Annotated in this window: 23 protein-coding genes; 14 read left to right on the forward strand and 9 right to left on the reverse strand. The window is 68.7% G+C overall.

Translation table 11 applies throughout. The features are described 5' to 3' along the window. Nucleotides 1-41: 41 nt before the first annotated feature. The 4 genes from DZG09_RS05855 (at nt 42) to DZG09_RS05870 (ending at nt 3,853) form a co-directional block, all read left to right on the forward strand. Entirely contained in the window at nt 42-1,004 is a 963-nt protein-coding gene (locus tag DZG09_RS05855) for an ABC transporter ATP-binding protein (protein WP_119696694.1), read from the forward strand. After that, nucleotides 1,001-1,765, forward strand: coding sequence for an ABC transporter permease (locus DZG09_RS05860; protein ID WP_119696695.1), 765 nt, complete (start codon nt 1,001-1,003; stop codon nt 1,763-1,765). The genes DZG09_RS05855 and DZG09_RS05860 overlap by 4 nt, the downstream gene beginning before the upstream one ends. Before the next feature lie 304 nt (nt 1,766-2,069). Next, the gene (locus tag DZG09_RS05865) at nt 2,070-3,251 is read left to right on the forward strand and encodes a sensor histidine kinase (RefSeq protein ID WP_119696696.1); all 1,182 of its coding nucleotides are present in this window, start codon (nt 2,070-2,072) and stop codon (nt 3,249-3,251) included. Beyond that, nucleotides 3,248-3,853: a response regulator transcription factor gene (locus tag DZG09_RS05870; RefSeq protein ID WP_205529074.1), complete on the forward strand. Its 606-nt coding sequence runs from the start codon at nt 3,248-3,250 to the stop codon at nt 3,851-3,853. Before DZG09_RS05865 ends, DZG09_RS05870 begins: the two co-directional genes overlap by 4 nt. A gap of 28 nt (nt 3,854-3,881) precedes the next feature. Here the strand turns inward: DZG09_RS05870 and fmdA are convergent, their stop codons facing one another. The 5 genes from fmdA to DZG09_RS05895 form a co-directional block, all read right to left on the reverse strand. After that, nucleotides 3,882-5,141, reverse strand: a complete 1,260-nt coding sequence (gene fmdA, locus DZG09_RS05875; protein WP_119696697.1) for a formamidase — start codon at nt 5,139-5,141, stop codon at nt 3,882-3,884. Between the two features lie 82 nt (nt 5,142-5,223). Continuing rightward, complete coding sequence (locus tag DZG09_RS05880; RefSeq protein WP_119696698.1) at nt 5,224-5,514, reverse strand: FmdB family zinc ribbon protein; 291 nt, start codon at nt 5,512-5,514, stop codon at nt 5,224-5,226. Nucleotides 5,515-5,524: 10 nt separating this feature from the next. Continuing rightward, nucleotides 5,525-6,145: an AmiS/UreI family transporter gene (locus tag DZG09_RS05885; protein ID WP_119697419.1), complete on the reverse strand. Its 621-nt coding sequence runs from the start codon at nt 6,143-6,145 to the stop codon at nt 5,525-5,527. 187 nt (nt 6,146-6,332) lie between these two features. Then, nucleotides 6,333-7,154: an ABC transporter permease gene (locus tag DZG09_RS05890; RefSeq protein ID WP_119696699.1), complete on the reverse strand. Its 822-nt coding sequence runs from the start codon at nt 7,152-7,154 to the stop codon at nt 6,333-6,335. Continuing rightward, complete coding sequence (locus tag DZG09_RS05895; RefSeq protein ID WP_119696700.1) at nt 7,151-8,092, reverse strand: ATP-binding cassette domain-containing protein; 942 nt, start codon at nt 8,090-8,092, stop codon at nt 7,151-7,153. The genes DZG09_RS05890 and DZG09_RS05895 overlap by 4 nt, the downstream gene beginning before the upstream one ends. Nucleotides 8,093-8,177: 85 nt before the next feature. Between DZG09_RS05895 and DZG09_RS05900 the strand changes: the two genes are divergently transcribed. From DZG09_RS05900 to DZG09_RS05910, 3 genes are all read left to right on the forward strand, one after another. Next, a complete protein-coding gene (locus tag DZG09_RS05900; RefSeq protein WP_119696701.1) occupies nt 8,178-9,116 on the forward strand; it encodes a TetR/AcrR family transcriptional regulator in 939 nt (312 codons plus the stop codon). A gap of 306 nt (nt 9,117-9,422) precedes the next feature. After that, on the forward strand, nt 9,423-9,626 hold the full coding sequence (locus tag DZG09_RS05905; protein ID WP_087054935.1) for a helix-turn-helix domain-containing protein: 204 nt from the start codon (nt 9,423-9,425) through the stop codon (nt 9,624-9,626). Nucleotides 9,627-9,918: 292 nt separating this feature from the next. After that, on the forward strand, nt 9,919-10,017 hold the full coding sequence (locus DZG09_RS05910) for a 30S ribosomal protein bS22 (RefSeq protein ID WP_003792170.1): 99 nt from the start codon (nt 9,919-9,921) through the stop codon (nt 10,015-10,017). 162 nt (nt 10,018-10,179) lie between these two features. On the opposite strand, the gene DZG09_RS05915 is transcribed toward DZG09_RS05910, so the two are convergent. Then, complete coding sequence (locus tag DZG09_RS05915) at nt 10,180-11,490, reverse strand: M20/M25/M40 family metallo-hydrolase (RefSeq protein ID WP_119696702.1); 1,311 nt, start codon at nt 11,488-11,490, stop codon at nt 10,180-10,182. Between the two features lie 194 nt (nt 11,491-11,684). Here DZG09_RS05915 and DZG09_RS05920 point away from each other — a divergent pair, with 194 nt between their 5' ends. Then, complete coding sequence (locus DZG09_RS05920) at nt 11,685-13,262, forward strand: molybdopterin-dependent oxidoreductase (RefSeq protein ID WP_119696703.1); 1,578 nt, start codon at nt 11,685-11,687, stop codon at nt 13,260-13,262. A gap of 52 nt (nt 13,263-13,314) precedes the next feature. Here DZG09_RS05920 and DZG09_RS05925 read toward each other — a convergent pair whose 3' ends face one another. Beyond that, on the reverse strand, nt 13,315-14,454 hold the full coding sequence (locus DZG09_RS05925; protein WP_205529075.1) for a sensor histidine kinase: 1,140 nt from the start codon (nt 14,452-14,454) through the stop codon (nt 13,315-13,317). Continuing rightward, nucleotides 14,451-15,197: a response regulator transcription factor gene (locus DZG09_RS05930; protein WP_119696704.1), complete on the reverse strand. Its 747-nt coding sequence runs from the start codon at nt 15,195-15,197 to the stop codon at nt 14,451-14,453. Before DZG09_RS05930 ends, DZG09_RS05925 begins: the two co-directional genes overlap by 4 nt. A gap of 133 nt (nt 15,198-15,330) precedes the next feature. Between DZG09_RS05930 and DZG09_RS05935 the strand changes: the two genes are divergently transcribed. The 5 genes from DZG09_RS05935 (at nt 15,331) to DZG09_RS05955 (ending at nt 18,486) form a co-directional block, all read left to right on the forward strand. Further along, complete coding sequence (locus DZG09_RS05935; protein ID WP_162893179.1) at nt 15,331-15,825, forward strand: hypothetical protein; 495 nt, start codon at nt 15,331-15,333, stop codon at nt 15,823-15,825. Nucleotides 15,826-16,016: 191 nt separating this feature from the next. Beyond that, entirely contained in the window at nt 16,017-16,307 is a 291-nt protein-coding gene (locus DZG09_RS05940; protein WP_119696706.1) for a rhodanese-like domain-containing protein, read from the forward strand. Next, nucleotides 16,304-16,558: a glutaredoxin family protein gene (locus DZG09_RS05945; RefSeq protein WP_119696707.1), complete on the forward strand. Its 255-nt coding sequence runs from the start codon at nt 16,304-16,306 to the stop codon at nt 16,556-16,558. Before DZG09_RS05940 ends, DZG09_RS05945 begins: the two co-directional genes overlap by 4 nt. 51 nt (nt 16,559-16,609) lie before the next feature. Next, a complete protein-coding gene (locus DZG09_RS05950) occupies nt 16,610-16,906 on the forward strand; it encodes a Dabb family protein (protein WP_119696708.1) in 297 nt (98 codons plus the stop codon). A 233-nt stretch (nt 16,907-17,139) separates the two neighbouring features. After that, nucleotides 17,140-18,486, forward strand: coding sequence for an MFS transporter (locus tag DZG09_RS05955; protein WP_119697421.1), 1,347 nt, complete (start codon nt 17,140-17,142; stop codon nt 18,484-18,486). 134 nt (nt 18,487-18,620) lie between these two features. On the opposite strand, the gene aspS is transcribed toward DZG09_RS05955, so the two are convergent. Further along, nucleotides 18,621-20,387: an aspartate--tRNA ligase gene (aspS, locus tag DZG09_RS05960; RefSeq protein WP_119696709.1), complete on the reverse strand. Its 1,767-nt coding sequence runs from the start codon at nt 20,385-20,387 to the stop codon at nt 18,621-18,623. 205 nt (nt 20,388-20,592) lie between these two features. Here aspS and DZG09_RS05965 point away from each other — a divergent pair, with 205 nt between their 5' ends. Continuing rightward, nucleotides 20,593-21,543 (forward strand): DUF368 domain-containing protein, encoded by a 951-nt coding sequence (locus DZG09_RS05965; protein WP_119696710.1) that lies wholly within the window; start codon nt 20,593-20,595, stop codon nt 21,541-21,543. Nucleotides 21,544-21,559: the final 16 nt, after the last annotated feature.

Here is a 21,559-nt window from a genome sequence, read left to right on the forward strand (position 1 = left end):
GGGGATCGTGGCGGCGGGGGCGGCCCCGCGATGCTTGGGGTATGGAGAATCCAGTCAGGGCCGAGGCGGCCGCTACGAGAACCGCGGCATCAGCGCCGCTCGCCGTGTCGCTGCGCGGCGTCGTGAAGGAGTTCCGGACGGGCGGAGGCACGTTTCGCGCCGTCGACCGTCTCGACCTCGACATCCGGCAGGGAGAGATCGTCGCGCTGCTCGGGCCGAACGGTGCGGGGAAGACGACGACGCTCGACATAGTGCTCGGCCTCACGACCCCGACCGACGGCGACATCTCGGTTTTCGGCGAAGCGCCCCGACGCGCAGTGGCCGCGGGGCGCGTGTCCGCTGTGCTGCAGTCGGGCGGTCTGCTGCGCGATCTGACGGTGCGCGAGACCGTGACGCTCATCGCCTCGACCTTCCCCAACGCGCTGTCCGTCGACGAGGTCATGGAGCGCGCCGGCGTGACGGCGATCGAGGCACGCCGGGTGTCGAAGTGTTCGGGCGGCGAGCAGCAACGGCTGCGGTTCGCGCTCTCCCTGCTGCCCGACCCCGACCTGCTGATCCTGGATGAGCCCACGGCCGGCATGGATGTGTCGGCTCGCCGGTCGTTCTGGGACACGATGCGCGAGGATGCGCGCAGCGGGCGCACGGTGATCTTCGCGACGCACTACCTCGAGGAAGCCGACGTGTTCGCTCAGCGCATCGTGATGATGGCAGACGGTCGCGTCGCCGCGGACGGTACGACTGCCGAGATCAGGGCGACCGCCACGGGGCGCCGCGTGCAGGCCTACGTCGCCCCTGAGCGCCAGGCGGAAGCCGTCGCGGCGGTCGAGGCCATGATCGGCGTCTCCGAGGTCATCGCGGATGCCGGGCGCCTCGACATCCGCGCGGCGGATTCCGATGCCGTCGCCAGGGCGCTGCTGACGGAGATCGGCGCCCATGACCTCGAGATCGCCGCGGGAAGCATGGACGACGCGTTCCGCATGATCACGGAACGGAACGCATCATGAACGTCACCTACTTCGGCATCGAGCTCAAGCGCGTCATGCGCGACTTCGTCACCATGTTCTTCGTGGCGATCCTGCCCGCGTTCATGTACGTGATCTTCGGCGCGGCGCAGGACTACGGATCCACCGACATCGGCAACGGCAACGTCGCCGCGTACATCATGATCGGCATGGCAGCGTACGGCGCGGTGACGGCAACGGTGGGCGTCGGCGGCGCTGCAGCCGTGGAGCAGATGCAGGGCTGGGGGCGCCAGCTCGGGCTGACTCCGATGAGCGACGCACAGCGCGTCGTCACGAAGGCCGCCGTCGGGTTCGTCATCGCGATCATCCCGGTGGCGCTGATCTACATCATCGGGGCGGCCACCGGCGCGGAAGCCACGGCAGAGGTATGGATCGTCAGCGGCCTCATCGTGCTCCTGGGCGCTGCGATGTTCTCGTTCTTCGGGCTGCTGGCCGGGCTGATGTTCCGCAGCGAAGGCGCTGTCAGTGCGGCGAGCGGTTCGCTCGTAATCCTGGCGTTCCTCGGAAACCTGTTCTTCCCGCTCAGCGGCGTGCTGCTCGACATCGCACGATTCACCCCGCTGTACGGCCTCGTGGCACTGGCGAGGTATCCGCTCACCGACGGCTACCTCGCCTCGACGACGCCCACAACCGAGCCGCCGCACGATGAGATGTGGGTGCTGCTGGTGAACATCGGGGCATGGGCGGCGGTATTCGTGGCCGCGACGATCCTCATCTCGCGCCGCGGTCGCGCCAGGCAGTAGGGCGAACACAACGCAGTCGATCCGCGCCGCCGCGCGTGCCGGGCCGTGGAACAGCGGGGGCGGCCCATAGAGGACATCCGAATCGACTGCGTTGTGTCGTTCGGCGCCTGGTGGGACGGCGGCCCAGCTCGTCCGTCGTGAGGCGTGCCAGGCAGCGGTCGGCGAACACAACGCAGTTAATCGGGGCGGCTGGGGCGGCCGTTCCCTGACGACGGCGGATCCCAGAGGTCGGGGGAGGAACGGATTGACTGCGTTGTGTCTGGGTTGGACTGACACTATGGAGGAGTGGACCTGGTGAGGGCCGATGGCTGACGTGAGCGAGGCGACAGCCGCCGTGGGCGGCGGGGCTCACGCGCGCCGCGGGGATGCCGTGGACCGTCACGACCAGCGCGACCCTTGGGCGCGGTTCGCGTGGGTGCTCGGCGTCGTGTGGGTCGTCTTCATGCTGTTCCCGATCAGCGCGGCATCGGAAGCGGCGGTCTCCGAGCCGCGGCGTGCGATCGGTACGGCGCTCCTCATCGCGTACGCACTCGCCTACATCGTCGTGTACATGTGGATGATCCGGTCGGAGACCTGGTCCATCGCAAGCCGGCGCGGGTGCGTCGGGCTCGCGGTGATGGTGGCGCTGATGGCGGCGGCCTCGGTGCTCGTCGGGCCGGGAGCGCTCGGGGCCGGGGCGTTCCTGATCTCGATCGCCATGTTCTCCGGCACCGTCAGACGAGCGATTCCGCTGGCTGTTGCACTGCTGTTGGCGCAGTACCTCCTGCTCACCGTCGTGCTCGCGCTCACACCGGACGGCTTCATCGAGTACGCGGTGCTGTACATGCCCCCGGCGATCGTGTTCGTCTCCACCGGCATCATCCGGCTGATCAACGCGGCTCAGGAGCAGCACGACGTCGTGGAGCGGCAGACGGCGCTCGTCGCGGAGCGCGAGCGCGTGGCCCGCGACGTGCACGACGTGCTCGGCCACAGCCTGACCATCGTGACGGTGAAGTCCGAGCTGGCGGAACGGCTGGTCGACATCGATCCGGATCGTGCGAAGGCTGAGCTCGCACAGATCCGGAGTCTGTCGCGCGAAGCGCTCGCCGAGGTGCGCGCGACGGTCTCCGGGCTGCGGGTCGCGCGCCTGGGCGACGAGCTGGTGGCGGCGGACGAGGCGCTGCGTGCCGCAGGCATCGAATCGGCTGTCCCGAAGGAGGCCGACGCGGTCGACCCCAGGTACCGCATCGTGGTGGCGTGGGTGCTGCGCGAGGCGATCACGAACGTCGTCAGGCACTCGTACGCACGTCGCTGCTCCGTGCGACTGTATGCCGACGGCATCGTGATCGAAGACGACGGGAAGGGCGTACCCTCGGGGGTCGCGGCAGGCGGTCTGCGCGGCGCCAGGGAGCGCGTCGAGGCCGCGGGAGCCAGGCTCGAGGTGGGTGCTGCGAATGATGACGGTGCAGAGTGCGGCCCAGGCACGCGGGTGGAGGTGCGCTGGTGATCCGGATCCTTCTGGCAGACGACCAGGCCCTCGTGCGCGGCGCGCTCGCCGCACTGCTGGGCCTCGAGCCCGACATCGAGGTCGCCGCTCAGGTCAGTCGGGGCGACGAGGTGATCGATGCGGCGCGAGACGCGGACGTCGGCGTGTGCCTGCTCGATGTGGAGATGCCGGGATCCGACGGGATCGAGGCGACGGCCGCTCTGCGAGCCGCGCTTCCGCACATCCGGAGCATCATCGTCACCACGTTCGGGCGGCCCGGCTACGTGCGCAGGGCACTGGACGCGGGCGCGAGCGGCTTCGTCGTGAAGGACACCCCGGCGGGCGAGCTCGCCGAGGCGGTGAGGCGGGTGCACGCGGGCGAGCGGGTGATCGATCCCGTGCTGGCGACCGAGTCGCTGCTCGACGGGGCGAATCCGCTGACCGATCGCGAACGGGATGTGCTTCGCGCGTCGGTCGATGGGGCGCCCGTCGCTCAGGTGGCCGCTGCCGTGCACCTGTCGTCGGGCACGGTGCGCAACTACGCCAGCGCGGCGATCGCGAAGACAGGGGCGGCCACCCGCGTGGGGGCCGCCCGCATCGCCCGCGACCGCGGTTGGTTGTAAGCGCGGTCGCGGGCGGGTGCGCTATGCCCTATGCGACATTCGCCGCGCGCGGAGCGCCGATGCCGGGGTCGATCTGCGTCGGGCCGCTCGCCGACGGGCTCACGTCGAAGTCGAAGATCGCCGTCGGAATGTACACCGTCGAGCACGAGTTCGGGATGTCGACGACGCCGGACAGGCGCCCCTCGATCGGTGCGGCACCGAGCAGCAGATAGGCCTGCTCCGGGGTGTAGCCGAACTTGGTGAGGTAGTCGATGGCGTGCAGGCAGGCGCGCTGGTACGACAGGTGCGAGTCGAGGTACCGCTGCTCACCGTCGAGCGTGACGGAGGTTCCGGAGAACGCGATCCACTCGCTGAAGCGCGGATCGACGCGGCCCGGCATGAAGATGGCGTTCTCCGTGACGCCGTAGAGCTCCATCCCGTTCGGGATGACGTCGACGTGCAGGTCGATGAACCCGCCCATCTCGATCGCGCCGCAGAACGTGATCTCGCCGTCGCCCTGCGAGAAGTGCAGGTCGCCGAGCGACAGGTTCGCCCCGTCGACGAAGACGGGGTAGAACACGCGGGTGCCCTTCGACAGGTTCTTGATGTCCTGGTTGCCGCCGTTCTCACGCGGGGGAGCGGTGCGGGCGGCCTCGCCGGCGACGCGGTCGTGCTCCCCCTCCGGCACCGAGCCGAGAAGCGCGCTGATCGGCTGCGGGGGCAGCGCCAGCGGCGGAACACGGCCGGGGTCGGTGGCGATCAGATCGCCCTCCCGCTTGTTCCATTTCGCCAGCAGCTCCGCCGAGGGCGCCGTGCCCATCAGGCCGGGGTGGATGAGGCCTTCGAACGAGACGCCTGGCACGTGGCGCGACGAGGCGACCTGGCCGTGGAAGTCCCAGATCGCCTTGTACGCGTCGGGGAACTGCTCCGTCAGGAAGCCGCCGCCGTTGTTGCGGGAGAAGACGCCGGTATAGCCCCAGCCCTGGCCAGCGAGCGGGCCGGAATCCTCGCCGGGAATCGGACCGACGTCGAGGATGTCGACGATGAGCAGGTCGCCCGGCTTCGCCCCTTCGATGCGGAAGGGACCAGACAGCTTGTGCACATCGTTGAGCGGGGCGTTCAGGATGTCGTCGGCGCTGTCGTCGTTCACGATCGCACCGTCGAACCACTCGCGACAGTCGACCCGGAACGTGTCTCCCGGCTTCACCGTCGCGACGGGCGGGATGTCCGGGTGCCAGCGGTTGTGCCCCACAAGCTCGTTCTCCTCGAACTTCTTGGAGGAGTCGAGGGGGAAGATCGTCTTGGGCATGGTCGTTCTCCTTGTTCTGCGCGTCGTCCGGATGCGCGGATCCTGCGGATGGGGAGTGTTCAGTTGTGAGGGAATCGTCCGCTCACGGACGGGGCAGCTTGGCGTGCAGCGGGTTCGTCGTGACGGGCGTGCCGGGCGATCGGCGCGCCCCGGGCACGGAGCCGCTGACGATCTGAGGCTCGTGCGCTGAGCGCGCGGCTCGGTCCATCAGGCCGTAGGTGGCGCTCGACGTGCGGCCGAGGTGCGGTGACGAGACGCCGCGACGGGCCGCGTTGCCGCAGTCGGGGCACGCTGCCGTGTCCGGCACGGACGCGAGCGGGTAACCGGCGACGAAGGCCGTTCCGCAGCCGCATCGGAAGTCGTAGCGGGGCATGATGCTCTCCTCAGCTCTCGGCAGGCGCGGGGTCGGTCGCGGGCACAGGGCTGCCGCGCAGAACGACTGCGACGACGAAGGATGCCACCCCGACGACGGCCAGCACGGCGGCCCACATCGGATCATCCGGAAGCGTTCCCGTCAGCGCGAGCAGCGCCGGGATCGTCGCGGTGATGAACGAGACGAAGATGGTGAACCAGCCGGTCATGCGTCCTATTCGGTCGACCTTCAGCCCGAGCAGCACGAAGAACAGCGACCACAGCACGGCCCACAGCAGCCAGATCACGCCGAAGAGCGGGTCGGCGTAGATCGCGAACTGCGCGAGGGCGATCACGACGGCGCTGATCGCGACGAAGAGCGAGAACCAGCCGAGCCCCTCGCCGCCGTGGCCGGTCCACTGGATGAGGCCGACGTACAGGTAAGTGAACCCGAACAGATAGATGCCGGCAGCTGCGAAGACCGCATCCGGATCGCCCTGGGCCTGCATCAGCGCGATGGTCGGGAAGACCACCTGCATGCCGCCGACGAAGAAGTTCAGGATCCCTGCGGCCTTGCCCGATACGACGCCCAGGAGCATCAGGCCGTTCAGGAAGAGCACTGCTCCGACGTACAGGAGTCCGACGTTCGCCATGGTGTTCTCCAGTCGTCCGGCGCGATCACCCAGGGCGGCGTGTGCGCCCAGGGCTCTCGCGCTGTCATCGATCGGTTCCCGGCGTCGCTGCCGGGAGCGGCCCACAGGGGCGGACCGCCGTGCTATGACGCTATCCTCGCGCCGATGCGCCCACAAGAGGGAGTGCTGTATCGGTGCTCTGCACCTCTCACCGACGCGCGGACTTGCGGGCGAAGAGCCATCCGCCCCACGCCACGGCGACGATCAGGATGCCGAGGCACCACGCCACAGCCCATATCGGCTGCATCGCGGCATCTGTATCCATCAGCGCGCCCCGTATCGTGTCGCTCACGGGTGTGGCCGGCTGGAACTCGGCCACGGGGCGCAGCCAGTCCGGAAGCGTGTTCAGCTGCACGAACCCGCTGGACAGGTAGGGCAGGAACAGCAGGATGAATCCGTATCCGGTGGCCGCTTCCGGTGAGCCGGCCGCCAGGCCGATCGCGGCGAACAGGTAGGTGATCGCGAGGATCCACAGCGCGATGATGCCGAATGCGGCAAGCCAGCCTCCCAGGTCGGCCTCGGGCCGGAAGCCGATCGCCAGTGCGACGACGATCACCACGCCAGTGGCGAGCAGATTGCGCACCAGGCTCGCGACCACGTGTCCCGTGAGCACCGCGCTGGCTCTGACCGGCATCGTCCGGAACCTGTCGATGATGCCTCGGCGCATGTCGTTCGCCACGAAGGTCGCCGTCGTTGCGGCACCGAAGCCGGCGCACGTGAGGATCGTGCCCGGCACGACGAAGTTCACGTACTCGCCCGTCGGGTCGATGGCGCCGCCGAAGACATAGGTGAACAGCAGCATCAGCATCACGGGAAGCAGGATCGACATCAGCACAGACTCGGTGTCGCGGAACGAATGCCTCATGGCGCGGCCGACGAACACGAGCTCGGCGGTGAGGCCGGGCGGCCTGTGCCGAACGGAGGTCGCCGGCGCGGCTTCGGGAACGACAGCTGCGGTGAGAGAGGTCATGCGGTCGGCTCCTTCGTGAGGTCAGTGCGGGAATCGGTGATGCTGTGCCCGGCGGAACGGGCATCCGGATCAGTCAGAGCGAGGAACACGTCGTCGAGCGTGGGGCGACGCAGGGAGACGGCGGCATCGGCCAGGCGCGTGTCGGCGGTCGCGGTGTCGAGCGCTTCGAGGGCGCGTCGCACGCCAGAGGTCGTGCCGTCGGTCGATGCCTCGCGCAGGAGAGCGCCGTCGTCGCCGTGGAGCTCGATGGTGGCGCCACCTACGCGCTGCTTCAGTTCGCGAGCCGTACCCAGCGCGACGATCGCTCCGTTTGAGAGCACGGCGATCCGGTCGGCGAGCTCGTCTGCCTCCTCGAGATACTGGGTGGTGAGGAAGACGGTTGTGCCGTTCGCCGCGAACGAGGAGATCATGCCCCACAGCTCGCGTCGGCTGCGCGTGTCGAGCCCGGTCGTCGGCTCGTCGAGGAACAGCACCTCTGGCTGAACGACGAGGCTCAGTGCGAGGTCGAGGCGGCGGCGCATGCCGCCGGAGAATGTGGCGACGCGACGCCGAGCGGCATCGGTGAGGCCGAAATCAGCGAGGAGGTCGTCGGCGCGGGCGCGCGCCGCGCTGCGGCCGAGGCCGGACAGGCGGCTGAACATGACGAGGTTCTCGTGCGCGCCGAGCGCCTCGTCAACCGCGGCCGACTGCCCGGTGAGTGCGATGCGGGCACGAACGGCATCCGGCGAGCGGAGCACGTCGTGGCCGGCGACGGAGACTGTCCCCGAGTCGGGCCGTGCCAGCGTCGTCAGCACATTGATCATGGTGGTCTTGCCTGCGCCGTTCGGGCCGAGCAGGGCGAAGATCTCTCCGGGGGCGACGTGCAGGTCGATCCCGTCGAGCACGGTGTGCGGCCCGAAGCTCTTGCGCAGGGCGTGCACATCGATGACGGCGGTCATGAGGATCCTTTCGTTCTGTGTACGCATGAAACTGTTTATGACGGTAACACACTGTTTATGCCGTACACAACGTAAGATTCTGAGCATGGATGATTCCGAACCCGTCGAGCTCCCGCGCGGCATCGCGCTCGCATGGGGCGTGGCAGCGAATCCGCAGCGAGGACCGAAGCGCGAGATGAGCGTGGAGCGCATCGTCGAGACGGCGGTGGAGCTCGCAGACGCGGAGGGGCTCGGCGCGGTGTCGATGGCCGCGGTGGCCAAGCGGCTCGGGTTCACTCCGATGTCGCTGTACCGCTATGTCAGCGCCAAGGACGATCTCCTGCTGCTGATGCAGGAAGAGGCGACAGGCCCGCCGTCCGGCGACTTTCGGGAGGTCGACGGCTGGCGAGAGAAGCTCCTCGTGCTGTTCCGCGAACAGGTCGGGGTGTTCATCCGGCATCCGTGGCTGCTGTCGCTGCCGATCAGCGGGTCGCCGGTCACGCCGAACGGCTCGCTATGGGTCGAGGCGGGGCTGACTGCGCTCGAGGGGCTTCCGTTCGAGAGCGACGAGCGCATTGCGATCGTCCTCGCAGTCACCGGGAGCGCGCGCTGGAACGGCATGGTGGTCGCGGGGTACTCGGATCAGGAGCGGCGCACGGGGCTGTCGGCGCAGGAGCTCGCCGTGCAGGAGAGCGCCATGTTCGACGCGGTCATCTCGGCCGACGAGTACCCGCGTCTGCGTGCCGCGATCGATGCGGGAGTCTTCGTGTCCGAGCACGATCCGTTTCGCTTCGGTGTGGACAGGCTGCTCGACGGGATCTCCGCGTACCTCGCCGCCCGCGAAAGCGGCGCGTCGGCCGCGCTCGTTCCCGAATGGACGGAGCCGGATGATGCGGACGTCGCCGAAGACAAGCGGTATCGAGCCGCGGTGAAGGCGACGGCCGAGGCGGAGAAGGGAGTGCGTCAGGCGGAGAAGCTGCTGCGCCAGGCACGCAAGCAGCAACGGCTGGCGCTGCGCGAGGCGCGGGAGCGCGCGAAGCCGTAGGGCTGGGGTGTGTCTCGCAATTAGTCGCCTACTGCGCAGGTCGCGTGCACGCGCCTCGTCTTCGTTGTCGTCGGTCGACGATGCGGAGCATCGACTCCCTCCTCCGCCTCGCGAGGCGAGCGATTGAGCGTCGAAGGCGCGAAGCGCCGAGCACGCACCCGCGGCCTTGCTCGCTACGGCTCAAATTATGAGACACACCCTAGGAGAAGGCAACGATTCGAGATTCACGCTGGTCACTCGGGTTTACATGAGCTGTATTCTGCCCCTAGAGTGAATGGTTAGATCCCGGGGAGGAATCAAATCAACATGGCTGAGTTGCCCGACGTGCGCTTTCTCACGGTCGCTGAAGTCGCCGACATCATGCGGGTCTCCAAGATGACCGTGTACCGTCTTGTGCACTCAGGCGATCTCCCCGCCGTGCGCTTCGGCCGCAGCTACCGTGTTCCCGAGTCGGCGGTCACCGCCGCCCTCGAATCCCCGCTCGACAACCGCGACAACCTCGCTGGCTGACCCGACGCGCCCGCGCCCCGCTGCCGAGATGCGCACTTCTCGCCGAGAAGCGCCGTTTTCGATGCCGATTCGTCGCGAATGTGCGCTGTTCGGTGTGCGAACATCCGGGCGCAAACGACACGTTCTGGCGCGGGAGATGCTCCGATCATCCGGATGCCTGACCGTCCGGTGACAAGGGCGGCGGGCGGATGCGCTAGGATCGTCCGAGGCACTTTTTCCTGCCGTGCCCGTTCCCGGATGTCGGCAACTGACGGGTGCCGAGCGTCCAGCCCCTAGACATAGCGAGGTTTCCGTGGGTTCAGTCATCAAGAAGCGCCGTAAGCGCATGGCGAAGAAGAAGCACCGCAAGCTGCTTCGCAAGACTCGCCACCAGCGTCGCAACAAGAAGTAACTGCGACGAGTCCAATCACGCCGGTGCCCGTTCGGGCCCGGCGTTTTTGGTGCACGCCCGTGCCTGCGCCCGCGCCGACCGTTTCTTCATTTCTGGCACATCTCCGGGTGGGTACGGCACCGGAGATGTGCCAGAAATGAAGAGTTGTGCGGGTGCGCTGTGTTACGCGGTGGTGAGGATTCGGTGCGTGGTGCGGGCGGCGAAGCGGAGCGCGTCGACGGGAACGCGCTCGTCGGCGGCGTGGAACTGGCCGTACACGTCGAAGTCGTCCGGCACGCGCAGCGGGACGAAGCCGTAGCCGCGCACTCCCAGCTTCGCGAAGTGCTTGTTGTCGGTCGACGCGGGCAGCAGGTACGGCACGACCACGCCATCCGGATCCTCCTCGACCAGCGCGCGTGAGATCGTCCCGACGAACTCCGCGTCAACGGGAGAGGAGATCGGCGAGATCGAGATGTCCCAGTCGAGGTCGATGTCATCGCCCGCGAGGCGGGTGAGCTCAGCACGCAGATCGTCCTCACCGCCCGGAAGTGCCCGCACGTCGAGCTCGGCGTGCGCCGCGGCTGGGATCACGTTGAACTTGCCGCCTGCTCGCAGCACTGTCGGAGCAGCGGTCTGCCGCGCCGACGCCTGGATCAGTCGGCCGGTGAAGCCGAGTCCTTCGAGCTGAGCGTCGAGGTCATCGTCGGTGAACTCCGTGCCTCGGGCCTCGCCGACGACCCGCAGGAATGCGTCGAGTGCCCGTGTGCGCACGACGGGGAAGCGGTGCTCGCCGATGCGCGCGGCGGCACCGGCGAGTCGTGTGACGGCGTCGGTGGGCCTCGGCCGGGACCCGTGACCTGCTTCACCGCGAGCGGTCAGCCCGACGTGCCCGACTCCCTTCTCTGCCGTCGCGAGCAGGTACGCGCGCCGGTCAGGCAGGATCGGCACGGAGAAGCCGCCGACCTCGCTGATCGCATCGCCTGCCCCGGCGAACAGCTCCGGCCGGTTCTCCACGAGCCACTTCGCGCCCCAGGTGCCTCCGGCTTCCTCGTCGGCGAGGAAGGCGAAGATGAGATCGCGCCGCGGCAGTGCGTCTGTGCGGGCGAGGTCGCGCGCGATCGCAAGGATGACGCCGGCGAAGTCCTTCATGTCGACGGCGCCGCGGCCGTAGAGCATGCCGTCGTGGATCTCCGCACCGAACGGCGGATGCGTCCAGTTCTCAGCGTCGACGGGAACCACGTCGAGGTGGGCGTGCACGATGAGCGCCTCGGCATCCGGATCGCTGCCCGACATGCGTGCGACGACGCTTCCCCGACCGGGGACCGGCTCGACGAAAGTCGTGGCGATCCCGACCTCCTCGAGCTTCGCCTGCACGAATCTCGCGGCACGCGTCTCACCGTCGCCGATGGTGGCAGGGTCGCCCGTGTTGACCGAATCGATCCGGATCAGTTCCCTGACGAGATCGACGGCCTCGTCCTCAACCGAAGTGCGCATCCTCCCACCGTAGAGGCACCCGCGACCCTCGACGGACGGTCAGCGCGGCTCGCGAGATGCGCACCTTCTCGACGAACAGGCGTCAGAATCGGCGCATCTCGACGAGGAGTGCGCATCTCGGCATCCTGGGTGCGGGATGTTTCGAGGCTGTAAGGTTTGAGCCGCCGCGGAGCGGGCGGGGTACGTTCGGGGGCATGAGCGACACGGAGAGCGGCGTGCAGGAGGCACCGGATGCGCCAGAGGCGGCGCCTGAGGTCGGGCGCGTACGCGCAGCGAGCGGACGAGCCGTGGTCGCAGGGCTCGTGTCGGTCGTCGCGGCGGCCGGCGTCGGCGAGCTGATCGCCGCGCTGTTCGCCAGCGAGGCGAGCCCGTTCGGCGCGATCGGAGCGGTCGCCGTCGACCTTGCGCCCGCGTGGGCCAAGGACCTCGCGATCGCGCTGTTCTACACCAACGACAAGAACGCGCTTCTCGTCGGCATCGCGATCGTGCTGCTCCTGGTCGGCGCGGTGGCGGGCCTCGTCGAGCGGCGCATACCCTTCCTCGGCCGATCGATCGTCGCACTCCTCGGCGTCGCGGGCATCGCGGCCGCAGCCACCCGGGTCAATGCTCCCGAACTGTTCTGGGCGCCGTCGCTCGTCGCCGGCGCGCTCGCCTTCGTGACACTCGGGCTGCTGCTGCCGCCCCATCCGGCCGGCGAGACGGGCGATCCGCTGTCGCGCCGCGGCTTCCTCATCGGCAGCGCCGCAGCCGCCGTCGTCGGTGCGATCGGCACGGCGGTGGCCACGGGCATCCGTGCGGGCGGCCAAGCCGTGAAGACGCTGCGCGACGCAGTCACGCTTCCCTCGGCGCAGGCGACGGCCACGATCCCGGATGCCGCAGAGCTGGACATCGACGGGCTTGCCAAGGCCGTCACACCCAATGCCGACTTCTACCGTATCGACACTGCCATCGTGGTGCCGGAGGTCGACCCGGCCGCGTGGTCGCTGCGCATCCACGGTCTCGTCGAGAACGAGATCACCATCACCTGGGACGAACTGCTCGCCCTCCCGCTCTCGGAAAGCGCCGTCACGCTCTCATGCGTGTCGAACCAGGTCGGCGGCTCGCTCGTCGGCAACGCCGTGTGGCTGGGGCATCCCATCCGGGAGCTGCTCGCGCGCGCAGTGCCGCTGCCCGAGGCGGACATGGTGCTCTCCCGTTCGCACGACGGTTTCACCGCAGGCACGCCGCTCGAGGCGCTCACCGACGACCGCGACGCGCTGCTGGCCGTCGGCATGAACGGCGAGCCGCTTCCTCTGGAGCACGGCTTCCCCGTCCGGATGGTCGTGCCGGGCCTGTACGGCTACGTGTCGGCGACGAAGTGGGTCGTCGAACTCGAGGTGACGCGCTTCGACAGCGCTCGCGCCTATTGGACGGATCGCGGCTGGTCGGAGCGCGGACCGATCAAGCTGCAGTCCCGCATCGACGTGCCGCGCGAGCGCGACGTCGCGGCGGGGGAGCAGGTGATCGCGGGCATCGCATGGCAGCCGCACACCGGCGTGGCCGGGGTCGAGGTGCAGATCGACGACGGGCCGTGGCACGACGCGACATTGGCGACAGCGATCTCCGACGACACGTGGGTGCAGTGGTCGCTGCCGTGGACGGCGGAGCCAGGCAACCACACGATCCGCTGCCGAGCGACGAGCGCCGAAGGCGAGCGGCAGACCGACGCCCAGGCCCCGCCCGCGCCGAACGGTGCGACCGGATGGCACAGCATCGTCGTGCAGGCGAGCTGAGGGGGCTCTGAATGACGATGGGTGGATCCTCGAACTTGGGGAGCACTTGTCGTCATTCGGGGACGGTCGCGGGCAGCACCAGCGTCATCCGGAATCCGTCGGTGAGGTTCTCGGCACCGACTTCACCGCCGTGTGCCTCGACGATTCCCCGCACGATAGCCAGGCCGAGGCCTGCGCCTGCCGCCTCCTGCTCCGCGGAGCGTGCGGTGTTCGCGCGCCAGCCGACGTCGAACATCCGACCGAGGTCCTCGCTGGCCATGCCGCTGCCGTGATCGAGCACGCTGATCACGAGTCGCTCATCGCTCAGTGTGTGGGCCGAGACCACGATCTCCGACCCTGTCGGCGCATGCCGCACGCCGTTGGTGAGAAGGTTCCCGATCGCGCGGGTCAGCTCGCGCGGGTCCGCCCAGACCAGGTGCGACTCGATGCCGCTCTGTCGGATCCGGATGCTCCTGGCCGCCGCATCCGCCTGCACGTCGACGACGGCGTCGGAGACGAGGTCGAGCAGCACGACCGCCTCACGGTTGAGTCGCATCGTGCCGCTTTCGAGCTTGGAGAGCTGGAACAGGTCGTCGACCATCCGGTTCACAGTGTCGACTCTGCTCCGGATGATCCGCACAGACTCGACCGGATCGTCGACCATGCCGTCCTCGAGCGCCTCGGTGATCGCCCTGATGCCCGCCAAGGGTGTGCGCAGGTCGTGCGAGATCCAGGCGAAGAACTGCCGCCTGGATGCGTCGAGGCTCGCGATCTCCGCGCGTGCGGCGGCCAGTCTCTCCGATGCGTCGGCGAGCTGGGCCGACACGTCGTCGAACTCCCGCCATCCGGGCCGGGCGTCGTGCACGACGGCGCCGTCGCCCACTCGCTGCGCCTTCTCCACGAGAGCGGCGCTGGACGCCCTGGCGGTGCGCCGGATGATGAACCAGGCGGCCGTCAGGCTCACGACGGCCGACATCCCGATCACCCAGATCAGCACCGCGAAGTCGTGCGTCGAGAAGAACATCTCGGCGACGATCGCGACGGTGGACCCCACGATGGCGAGGATCGCCGCGGCCACCACGATCGTGAACTGCGAGGCGATCGAGCCTCGGCGGTTGATCCGCAGCGCGATCAGCGCGAGCGCCATCGCGACGACGGTGCACGCGAGGGTCGTCAGTGCGATCGTGGCGAGGTCGCCGGGCGTGAGCATCATCTCGTCAATGGCGCATCCCCTCGGTCGGCTCGTGCTGCGGGGTCATCCGGCGTTCCATCGCCGAGCGGAGTGAAGCGGTACCCTCTGCCCCACTCCGTGCGCAGGAACACGGGGAACCGTGGATCCGGTTCGATCTTCTCGCGCAGACGGCGTACGTGCACTGTGACCGTCGCCGCGTCGCCCGCGCTCCACTGCCACACGTCGCGCAGGATCTCGTCGCGGGTGAGCGGACGGTCGGGGTGGCGGGCGAGATACAGGAAGAGCTCGTATTCGCGCGTGGTGAGGGCGAGCTCGCGCCCAGCGACCCAGACGCGGCGGTGGGCGGGATCGACTCGGAAGTCACCCGCTGTGAACACGGCGACGGGGTCGGCGGCGCTGCGCCGGCGCAGCAGCGCCTGCACCCGCAGCTGCAGCTCGCGCATGGCGAAGGGCTTCGCGAGATAGTCGTCAGCTCCGTGTTCGAGGCCTTCGATGCGGTCGTCGACGGCGCCGAGAGCGGTGAGCATCAGGATGGGCAGGTCGGACCGGGCGCGCACGTCGCGGGTGAGTTCGTCACCGCTGACGCCGGGGAGCATCCGATCGACGACGAGCGCGTCCGGCAGCTCTCTGTGCAGGGCGCGCTGGGCGCTGAGTCCGTCGGAGTGCAGTGAGACGTCGAGCCCGGATACCCGCAGGTAGTCGCCGACGACGGTTCGCACGGTCGGGTCGTCTTCGACCACCATGACCCGCGGTGCGCTCTCCATGATCCGAGGCTAACCCCGCGCGCGCTCGTGCATCGGTTCCTTACGGCTCTGAAAGATGTGGGGTCACCGGTTGCGACTGTTGGTTCTCTGGGGATGAGCTGCGAAACGCAGCGCAACGAGAGGAGTGATCCGGATGCGTAAGACGGTCATGATGGGAACGGCACTGCTCGGACTCTCCGTGCTGCTGGCGGCCTGCGCCGGTGCCGACGAGTCGATGGACGACGAGGAGATGGACGGCGCACCGTCCAGCGAGCAGATGGATGGGGAGTCGATGGATTCGGGGGACGAGATGGACGACGAATCCATGGACGACGAGTCTATGGACGACGAGTCGATGGGCGAGGCGCGCAGCGGAGCGTTCGCCGGCGACATGATGGTGGCGGGATCCGTGACGGTCGCAGACGGCGAGGTGACGCTCACGGACTTCTCGTCCGACGGCGAGAGCCTGCACCTGTACCTGGCGGAGGGCGACGACCAGATGGCGGTGGAGGCCGGTCTGGACCTCGGCGAGCTCACGGGCGACGCGGAGCAGAGCTTCGACGCGATGGGGGATACCGCCGACTACACCCACGCGGTCGTCTACGCACCGATGGACGGAGAGGTCTACGCAACCGCAGAGCTGATGTAGACCGTCTCCCGCCGCTCCGGTGCTCGGGCTTCGCCCTGCGACCGTCAATCGCTCGTCCTGCGAGCGCGGGCGCTCTCCGTCCTCGCTCAATCCGGTGCTCGGCGGGGGCTTGGGGCCGTCAATCGACCTCGCATCGCGATCTCAAGTCGATTTTCGGCACCGGAGCGGCGCTCGGGGAGGACAATAGGGGCATGCAGGAGATCACGGTTGCCGAACTGAAGGCGCGCGAGAACACACCTCTCATCGACGTGCGGGAGGAGCACGAGTTCGTCGCGGGGCATGTTCCCGGCGCGATCAACGTGCCGATGTCGCAGATCGCACAGCGAGTCGACGAACTGCCCCGGGAGTTCGACGTCATCTGCCATCTCGGAGGGCGCTCCGCTCAGGTCGCCCAGGCGCTCGAGCCGCACGGCTACGAGGCGACGAACGTCGCGGGCGGCACGGATGCGTGGATCTCGGCCGGCTACGAGGTCGAGCGGTGACCGAGGTCACCATCATCAGCAAGCCGGACTGTCATCTCTGCGATGTGGCTCGGGACGTCGTCGAGCACACCATCGCCGATCTGCCCGACGCAGTCGCCGATGGCATCACGGTGACCGAGCGATCGATCATCGACGATGATGAGCTGCACGCACGGTGGTGGGAGAAGATCCCCGTCGTGCTCATCGACGGCGAGCTGCACGGACACTGGCGCGTTTCACCGGAGCGGCTGCGCGCCGCGCTCATCGGCTGACACGACCGCACGTACGATGGGTGCCACCGCCCAGACATCCGGAGGACCCTCATGATCCGTCACCTTGCGCTGTTCACGGTCGTCGACGAGAAGCAGGCCGAGAAAGATGCGCTGGTCGCGGAGGCGGCGGTGAGGCTCGCGCCGCTCGTGGGGCAGGTGCCTGGTCTCCGCTCGATCGCGGTGCACACCGACGAGCTGGGCGAGGGCAACTACGACTTCGCGATCATCGCCGACATGGACGACCTCGAAGCCGTGAAGGCCTACGCCACCCACCCCGCCCATGTCGAGGCCGCGTCGTTCATCGGGACTTTCCGCGGCCAGCGAGCCGTCGTCGACTACGAGATCTGAGACGCGCGCGAACGCACCGAACGCCGCGTCGTCGGCGCTCGCGGCGCAGGGCGCACGCGTGAGGCGCCAGGCGGCACTCGTCGCTGCGGCGAACCCGGTGTGAGGGACTCCCGAATGTCGCAGGCTCGTCCTACTCTGTGATCATGGCAGACGAGGCGCTCGATCCGGGCGGTGCGCACCGGGGCGCGGACGACGCGGCGAGCGAGGAATCACCGGAGCCGCCGCCCGGCGGTATGCGCACGTTCCTGCACATTCTGCTGAACACGGCGCTCGCCAATGTGACTACGAGCTTCCTGTGGTTCGCGCTGACGTTCTGGGTGTACCTCGAGACGAAGTCGGTCCTGGCGACCGGCGTGATCGGCGGCGCATATATGCTGCTCGTCGCCGTGTTCAGCATGTTCTTCGGCACGCTCGTCGATCGCTTCCGCAAGCATTCGGTCATGCTGTGGGCCACGGCGGGCACGTTCGTGATGTTCGCCGTCACCGGTGCGATGTATCTCACGCTGCCCGAGGCCGCCCTTCTCGATCTGACAGCGCCGTGGTTCTGGCTGTTCGCCGCGATCATGCTCACCGGCGCGGTCGTCGAGCAGCTGCGCAACATCGCGCTGTCCACGACCGTGTCGCTGCTCGTGCCGGGTCCGCGGCGGGCGAATGCGAATGGTCTGGTCGGCACAGCGCAGGGACTGGCGTTCATCGTCACCAGTGCGCTGAGCGGGCTCGCGATCGGCTTCATCGGCATGGGCTTCACGATTCTGATCGCCGTGGTGTTCATCGGGCTGACGCTCGTCCACCTGATGCTGCTGCGGATTCCGGAGCCCGTCATCGTGCACGGCGATGGCGGCACGCGGCTGGTCGACATCCGGGGCGGTTGGCGCGCCGTCAGGTCAGCGCCCGGTCTCGTTGCGCTCGTGCTGTTCACGACGCTGAACAACCTCGTCGGCGGTGTCTACATGGCCCTGATGGACCCGTACGGGCTCGAGGTGTTCGGCGGTGCGAAGCTGTGGGGCATTGCGCTCGCGATCGCTTCGACCGGCTTCCTCATCGGCGGTGCGCTGGTGGCGAAGTTCGGGCTCGGGCGCAATCCGATTCGCACCATGCTCGCGCTGGCCGCGCTCGTCGGTGTGCTCGGCGGCACCTTCGCGCTGCGGGAGTGGTGGTGGCTGTACGGCGTGGGCATCCTGCTGTTCATGGTGACGATGCCCGCCATCGAGGCGGCGGAGCAGACCGTCATCCAGCGAGTCGTGCCGTTCCGTCAGCAGGGGCGCGTGTTCGGCTTCGCGATGACGTTCGAAGCGGCGGCGGCTCCGATCACGGCCTTCCTGATCTCCCCGCTCGCCGAGTTCTGGGTCATCCCGTACATGCGCACCGACGCCGGGCGCGGCACGTGGGGCTGGCTGCTCGGCGACGGCACGGTGCGCGGCATCGCGCTGGTGTTCCTCTTCACCGGTCTGGTCGCCGTCGCACTCGCGCTCGCCGCGTTCATGACGAGGCAGTACCGGATGCTCTCGGCCCAGTACGCCGAGGTCGCGGCGGCCGACGAGGCGGCTGGTGGAGATGAGGTGACCGGCGAAGAGAGCTGAGCCGCGCCACCACCTGAGCTGGGCCGTCGGCTGCACGTGCGGAGTGCATGCGAGCCGCGAGTGCCTGCGCCGTTGCGGAGGCACTCGCGGAGAAGGGCGGAAGTCGCGGTGGCGACCCCCCGACGTGTCGAGGGCTACTCTTCGTCCGGATCGGCGTCGACGCCGGCCTCGGCGCGCTGCTCCGCGGTGATCGGGGCGGGAGCGGCGGTGAGCGGGTCGAAGCCGTTGCCGGTCTTCGGGAACGCGATCACCTCGCGGATCGAGTCGGCGCCGGCGAGCAGGGAGACGACGCGATCCCAGCCGAGCGCGATGCCCCCGTGCGGCGGGGCGCCGAATGCGAACGCGTCGAGCAGGAAGCCGAACTTCTCCTGCGCTTCGGCCTCGCCGATGCCCATCACATCGAAGACGCGCTCCTGGATGTCGCGGCGGTGGATGCGGATGGAGCCGCCGCCGATCTCGTTGCCGTTGCAGACCAGGTCGTACGCGTAGGCGAGCGCCTCTCCCGGGTCGGTGTCGAACGTGTCGAGGTACTCGGGCTTGGGCGATGTGAACGCGTGATGCACGGCCGTCCACGCCGAATGGCCGAGGTCGACGTCGTCGTCCTCACCCGTGGGCTTGAACATCGGTGCATCGACGACCCATACGAATGCCCAGTCGCCCTCGGCGATCTGCCCCGTGCGGTGAGCGATCTCGACGCGAGCGGCGCCGAGAAGCGCGCGCGCTTCCCCTGTGGAGCCTGCGGCGAAGAACACCGCGTCGCCCGGCTGAGCGCCGGTGACCTCGGCGAGGCCCTCGCGCTCGGAATCCGAGAGGTTCTTGGCGACGGGCCCGCCCAGCGTGCCGTCCTCGGCGACCGTGACGTAGGCCAGGCCCTTGGCCCCGCGCGAGCGCGCCCAGTCCTGCCACGCGTCGAACTGGCGGCGGGGCAACGACGCGCCGCCAGGCATCACCACGGATCCGACGTACTCCGACTGGAAGACCCGGAACGGGGTGTCGGAGAAGTACTCTCGCAGCTCGACGATCGCGTTGCCGAACCGCAGGTCGGGCTTATCCGAGCCGTACAGGCGCATCGCGTCGGCGAACGTGATCCGTTCGATCGGAGTCGGAATCTCCACATCGATCAGCTGCCACAGCGCCGTGGCGAGCTGCTCGCCGAGCGCGATGACGTCCTCCTGGTCGACGAAGCTCATCTCGATGTCGAGCTGTGTGAACTCCGGCTGCCGGTCGGCGCGGAAGTCCTCGTCGCGATAGCTGCGGGCCAGCTGGTAGTAGCGCTCCATGCCCGCCACCATCAGCAGCTGTTTGAACAGCTGCGGCGACTGCGGCAGGGCGTACCACGATCCGGGGTTCAATCGCGCTGGGACCAGGAAGTCGCGGGCGCCCTCGGGGGTGGAGCGCGTCAGCGTCGGGGTCTCGATCTCGACGAAGTCGTGCTCGTCGAGCACGCGGCGGGCGGTCTGGTTGGCCCTGGAACGGAGTCGCATGGCCGCTGCGGGGCCCGGGCGGCGCAGGTCGAGGTAGCGGTGCTTCAGGCGCGCTTCTTCGCCGACCGTCTCCTGGCCGTCGAGCGCGGTCGAGACCTGGAACGGCAGCGGTGCCGACTCGTTGAGCACCTCGACGTCGGTGGCGATGACCTCGATGTCGCCGGTGGGCAGGTTGGCGTTCGCGTTGCCGTCGGGGCGGGCCGAGACCTCGCCGGTGACCTTGAGCACGAACTCGCTGCGCAGCGGGTGCGCGACCTCTTCGTCCCGGATGACCACCTGGGCGATGCCCGACGCGTCGCGAAGGTCGATGAAGGCGACGCCGCCGTGGTCGCGTCGGCGATCCACCCACCCCGAAAGGGTGACGGTCTGGCCGATGTGCGAGGCCCTGAGCGAGCCGGCGTCATGAGTGCGGAGCACGGATGTTCCTCCTGGTAGAAACGGGATCGCACCAGTCTATCCTCGGGCCTGCTGCGCTGACCGCGGACGCATGCCTCCCTCCTCGGTCCCGCGATGCACGCGCCCCGGCATCCCCCGCATCCGCCGTTCTCCCGGGCGCGCTCGATACCCTCGTTCTCGACGTGCGGTCGTCCGATGCCGCACGCCCGAATCGAGACTGAGGCTGATGACTGCACACACCACGCTGACCCGTCCAGCGAAGCCGGTTCACACTCCCATCAACATCGTCCGGGGTTTCCTGGTCGGGCTGGCCGAGCTCGTACCCGGCGTCTCCGGCGGCACGCTCGCGCTGGTGCTCGGAGTGTACGAGCGGGCGCTGCTGTCGGTGACCGCGCTGGGCCGCGCTGTGAAGGCACTGGTGCGCGGCCCGTCGCGCACCGAGGGCTTCCGCACGAACATGCGCGAGGTGGAGTGGTGGCTCGTCGTTCCCGCGCTCGCCGGCATGGCGGCCGCGGTGCTGTTCGCCGCAGGCCCCGTCTCCGCGCTGGTCGAGGCCCACCCCGAGAACGCGCGCGGGCTGTTCTTCGGTCTCGTCGCGGTGAGCCTGGTGGTACCGATCCGGATGATCCCCGCAGGCGGCTGGAGGGCGGGCCGCGTCGTCGTCGGTGCGCTGGCGGTCATCGTCTCCGCGGTCGTCTCGTTCGTGCTCGTCGGGTTCGCTTCGAACTCCGACATCGAGCACCCGCAGTGGTGGTTCGTGCTGCTCGCCGCGGCTGTCGCGGTCTGCGCGCTGGTCGTCCCCGGCGTCTCGGGATCGTTCTTCCTGCTCGCGGTCGGTCTGTACCACCCGACGCTCGAGGCCGTGGACAGCCGGGATCTCGGGTACATCGGCGTGTTCGCGCTCGGCGCCGTGATCGGTCTGCTCACCGTTGTGCGCGGAATCACATACCTGCTCTCCACTCACCGATTCGGCACGCTGCTGGTGATGCTCGGGCTGATGCTCGGTTCGCTGCGCGCGCTGTGGCCGTGGCAGGGCGGCTCAGGCGGCGCCGACGGACACGGGACGCTGCTGGCTCCGACCGATCCGGCCGGCCCGATCCTCTGGGCTCTGCTCGGTGCGGCGCTCGTGGGAACGCTGATCATCACGGAGTCCGTGGCCGGACGTCGAGCACGCTGACACTCGTCGTCGGGAT

Origin of the sequence: Microbacterium halotolerans (assembly GCF_003569805.1) — a bacterium.
In the GTDB taxonomy this organism is placed as follows: domain Bacteria; phylum Actinomycetota; class Actinomycetes; order Actinomycetales; family Microbacteriaceae; genus Microbacterium; species Microbacterium halotolerans.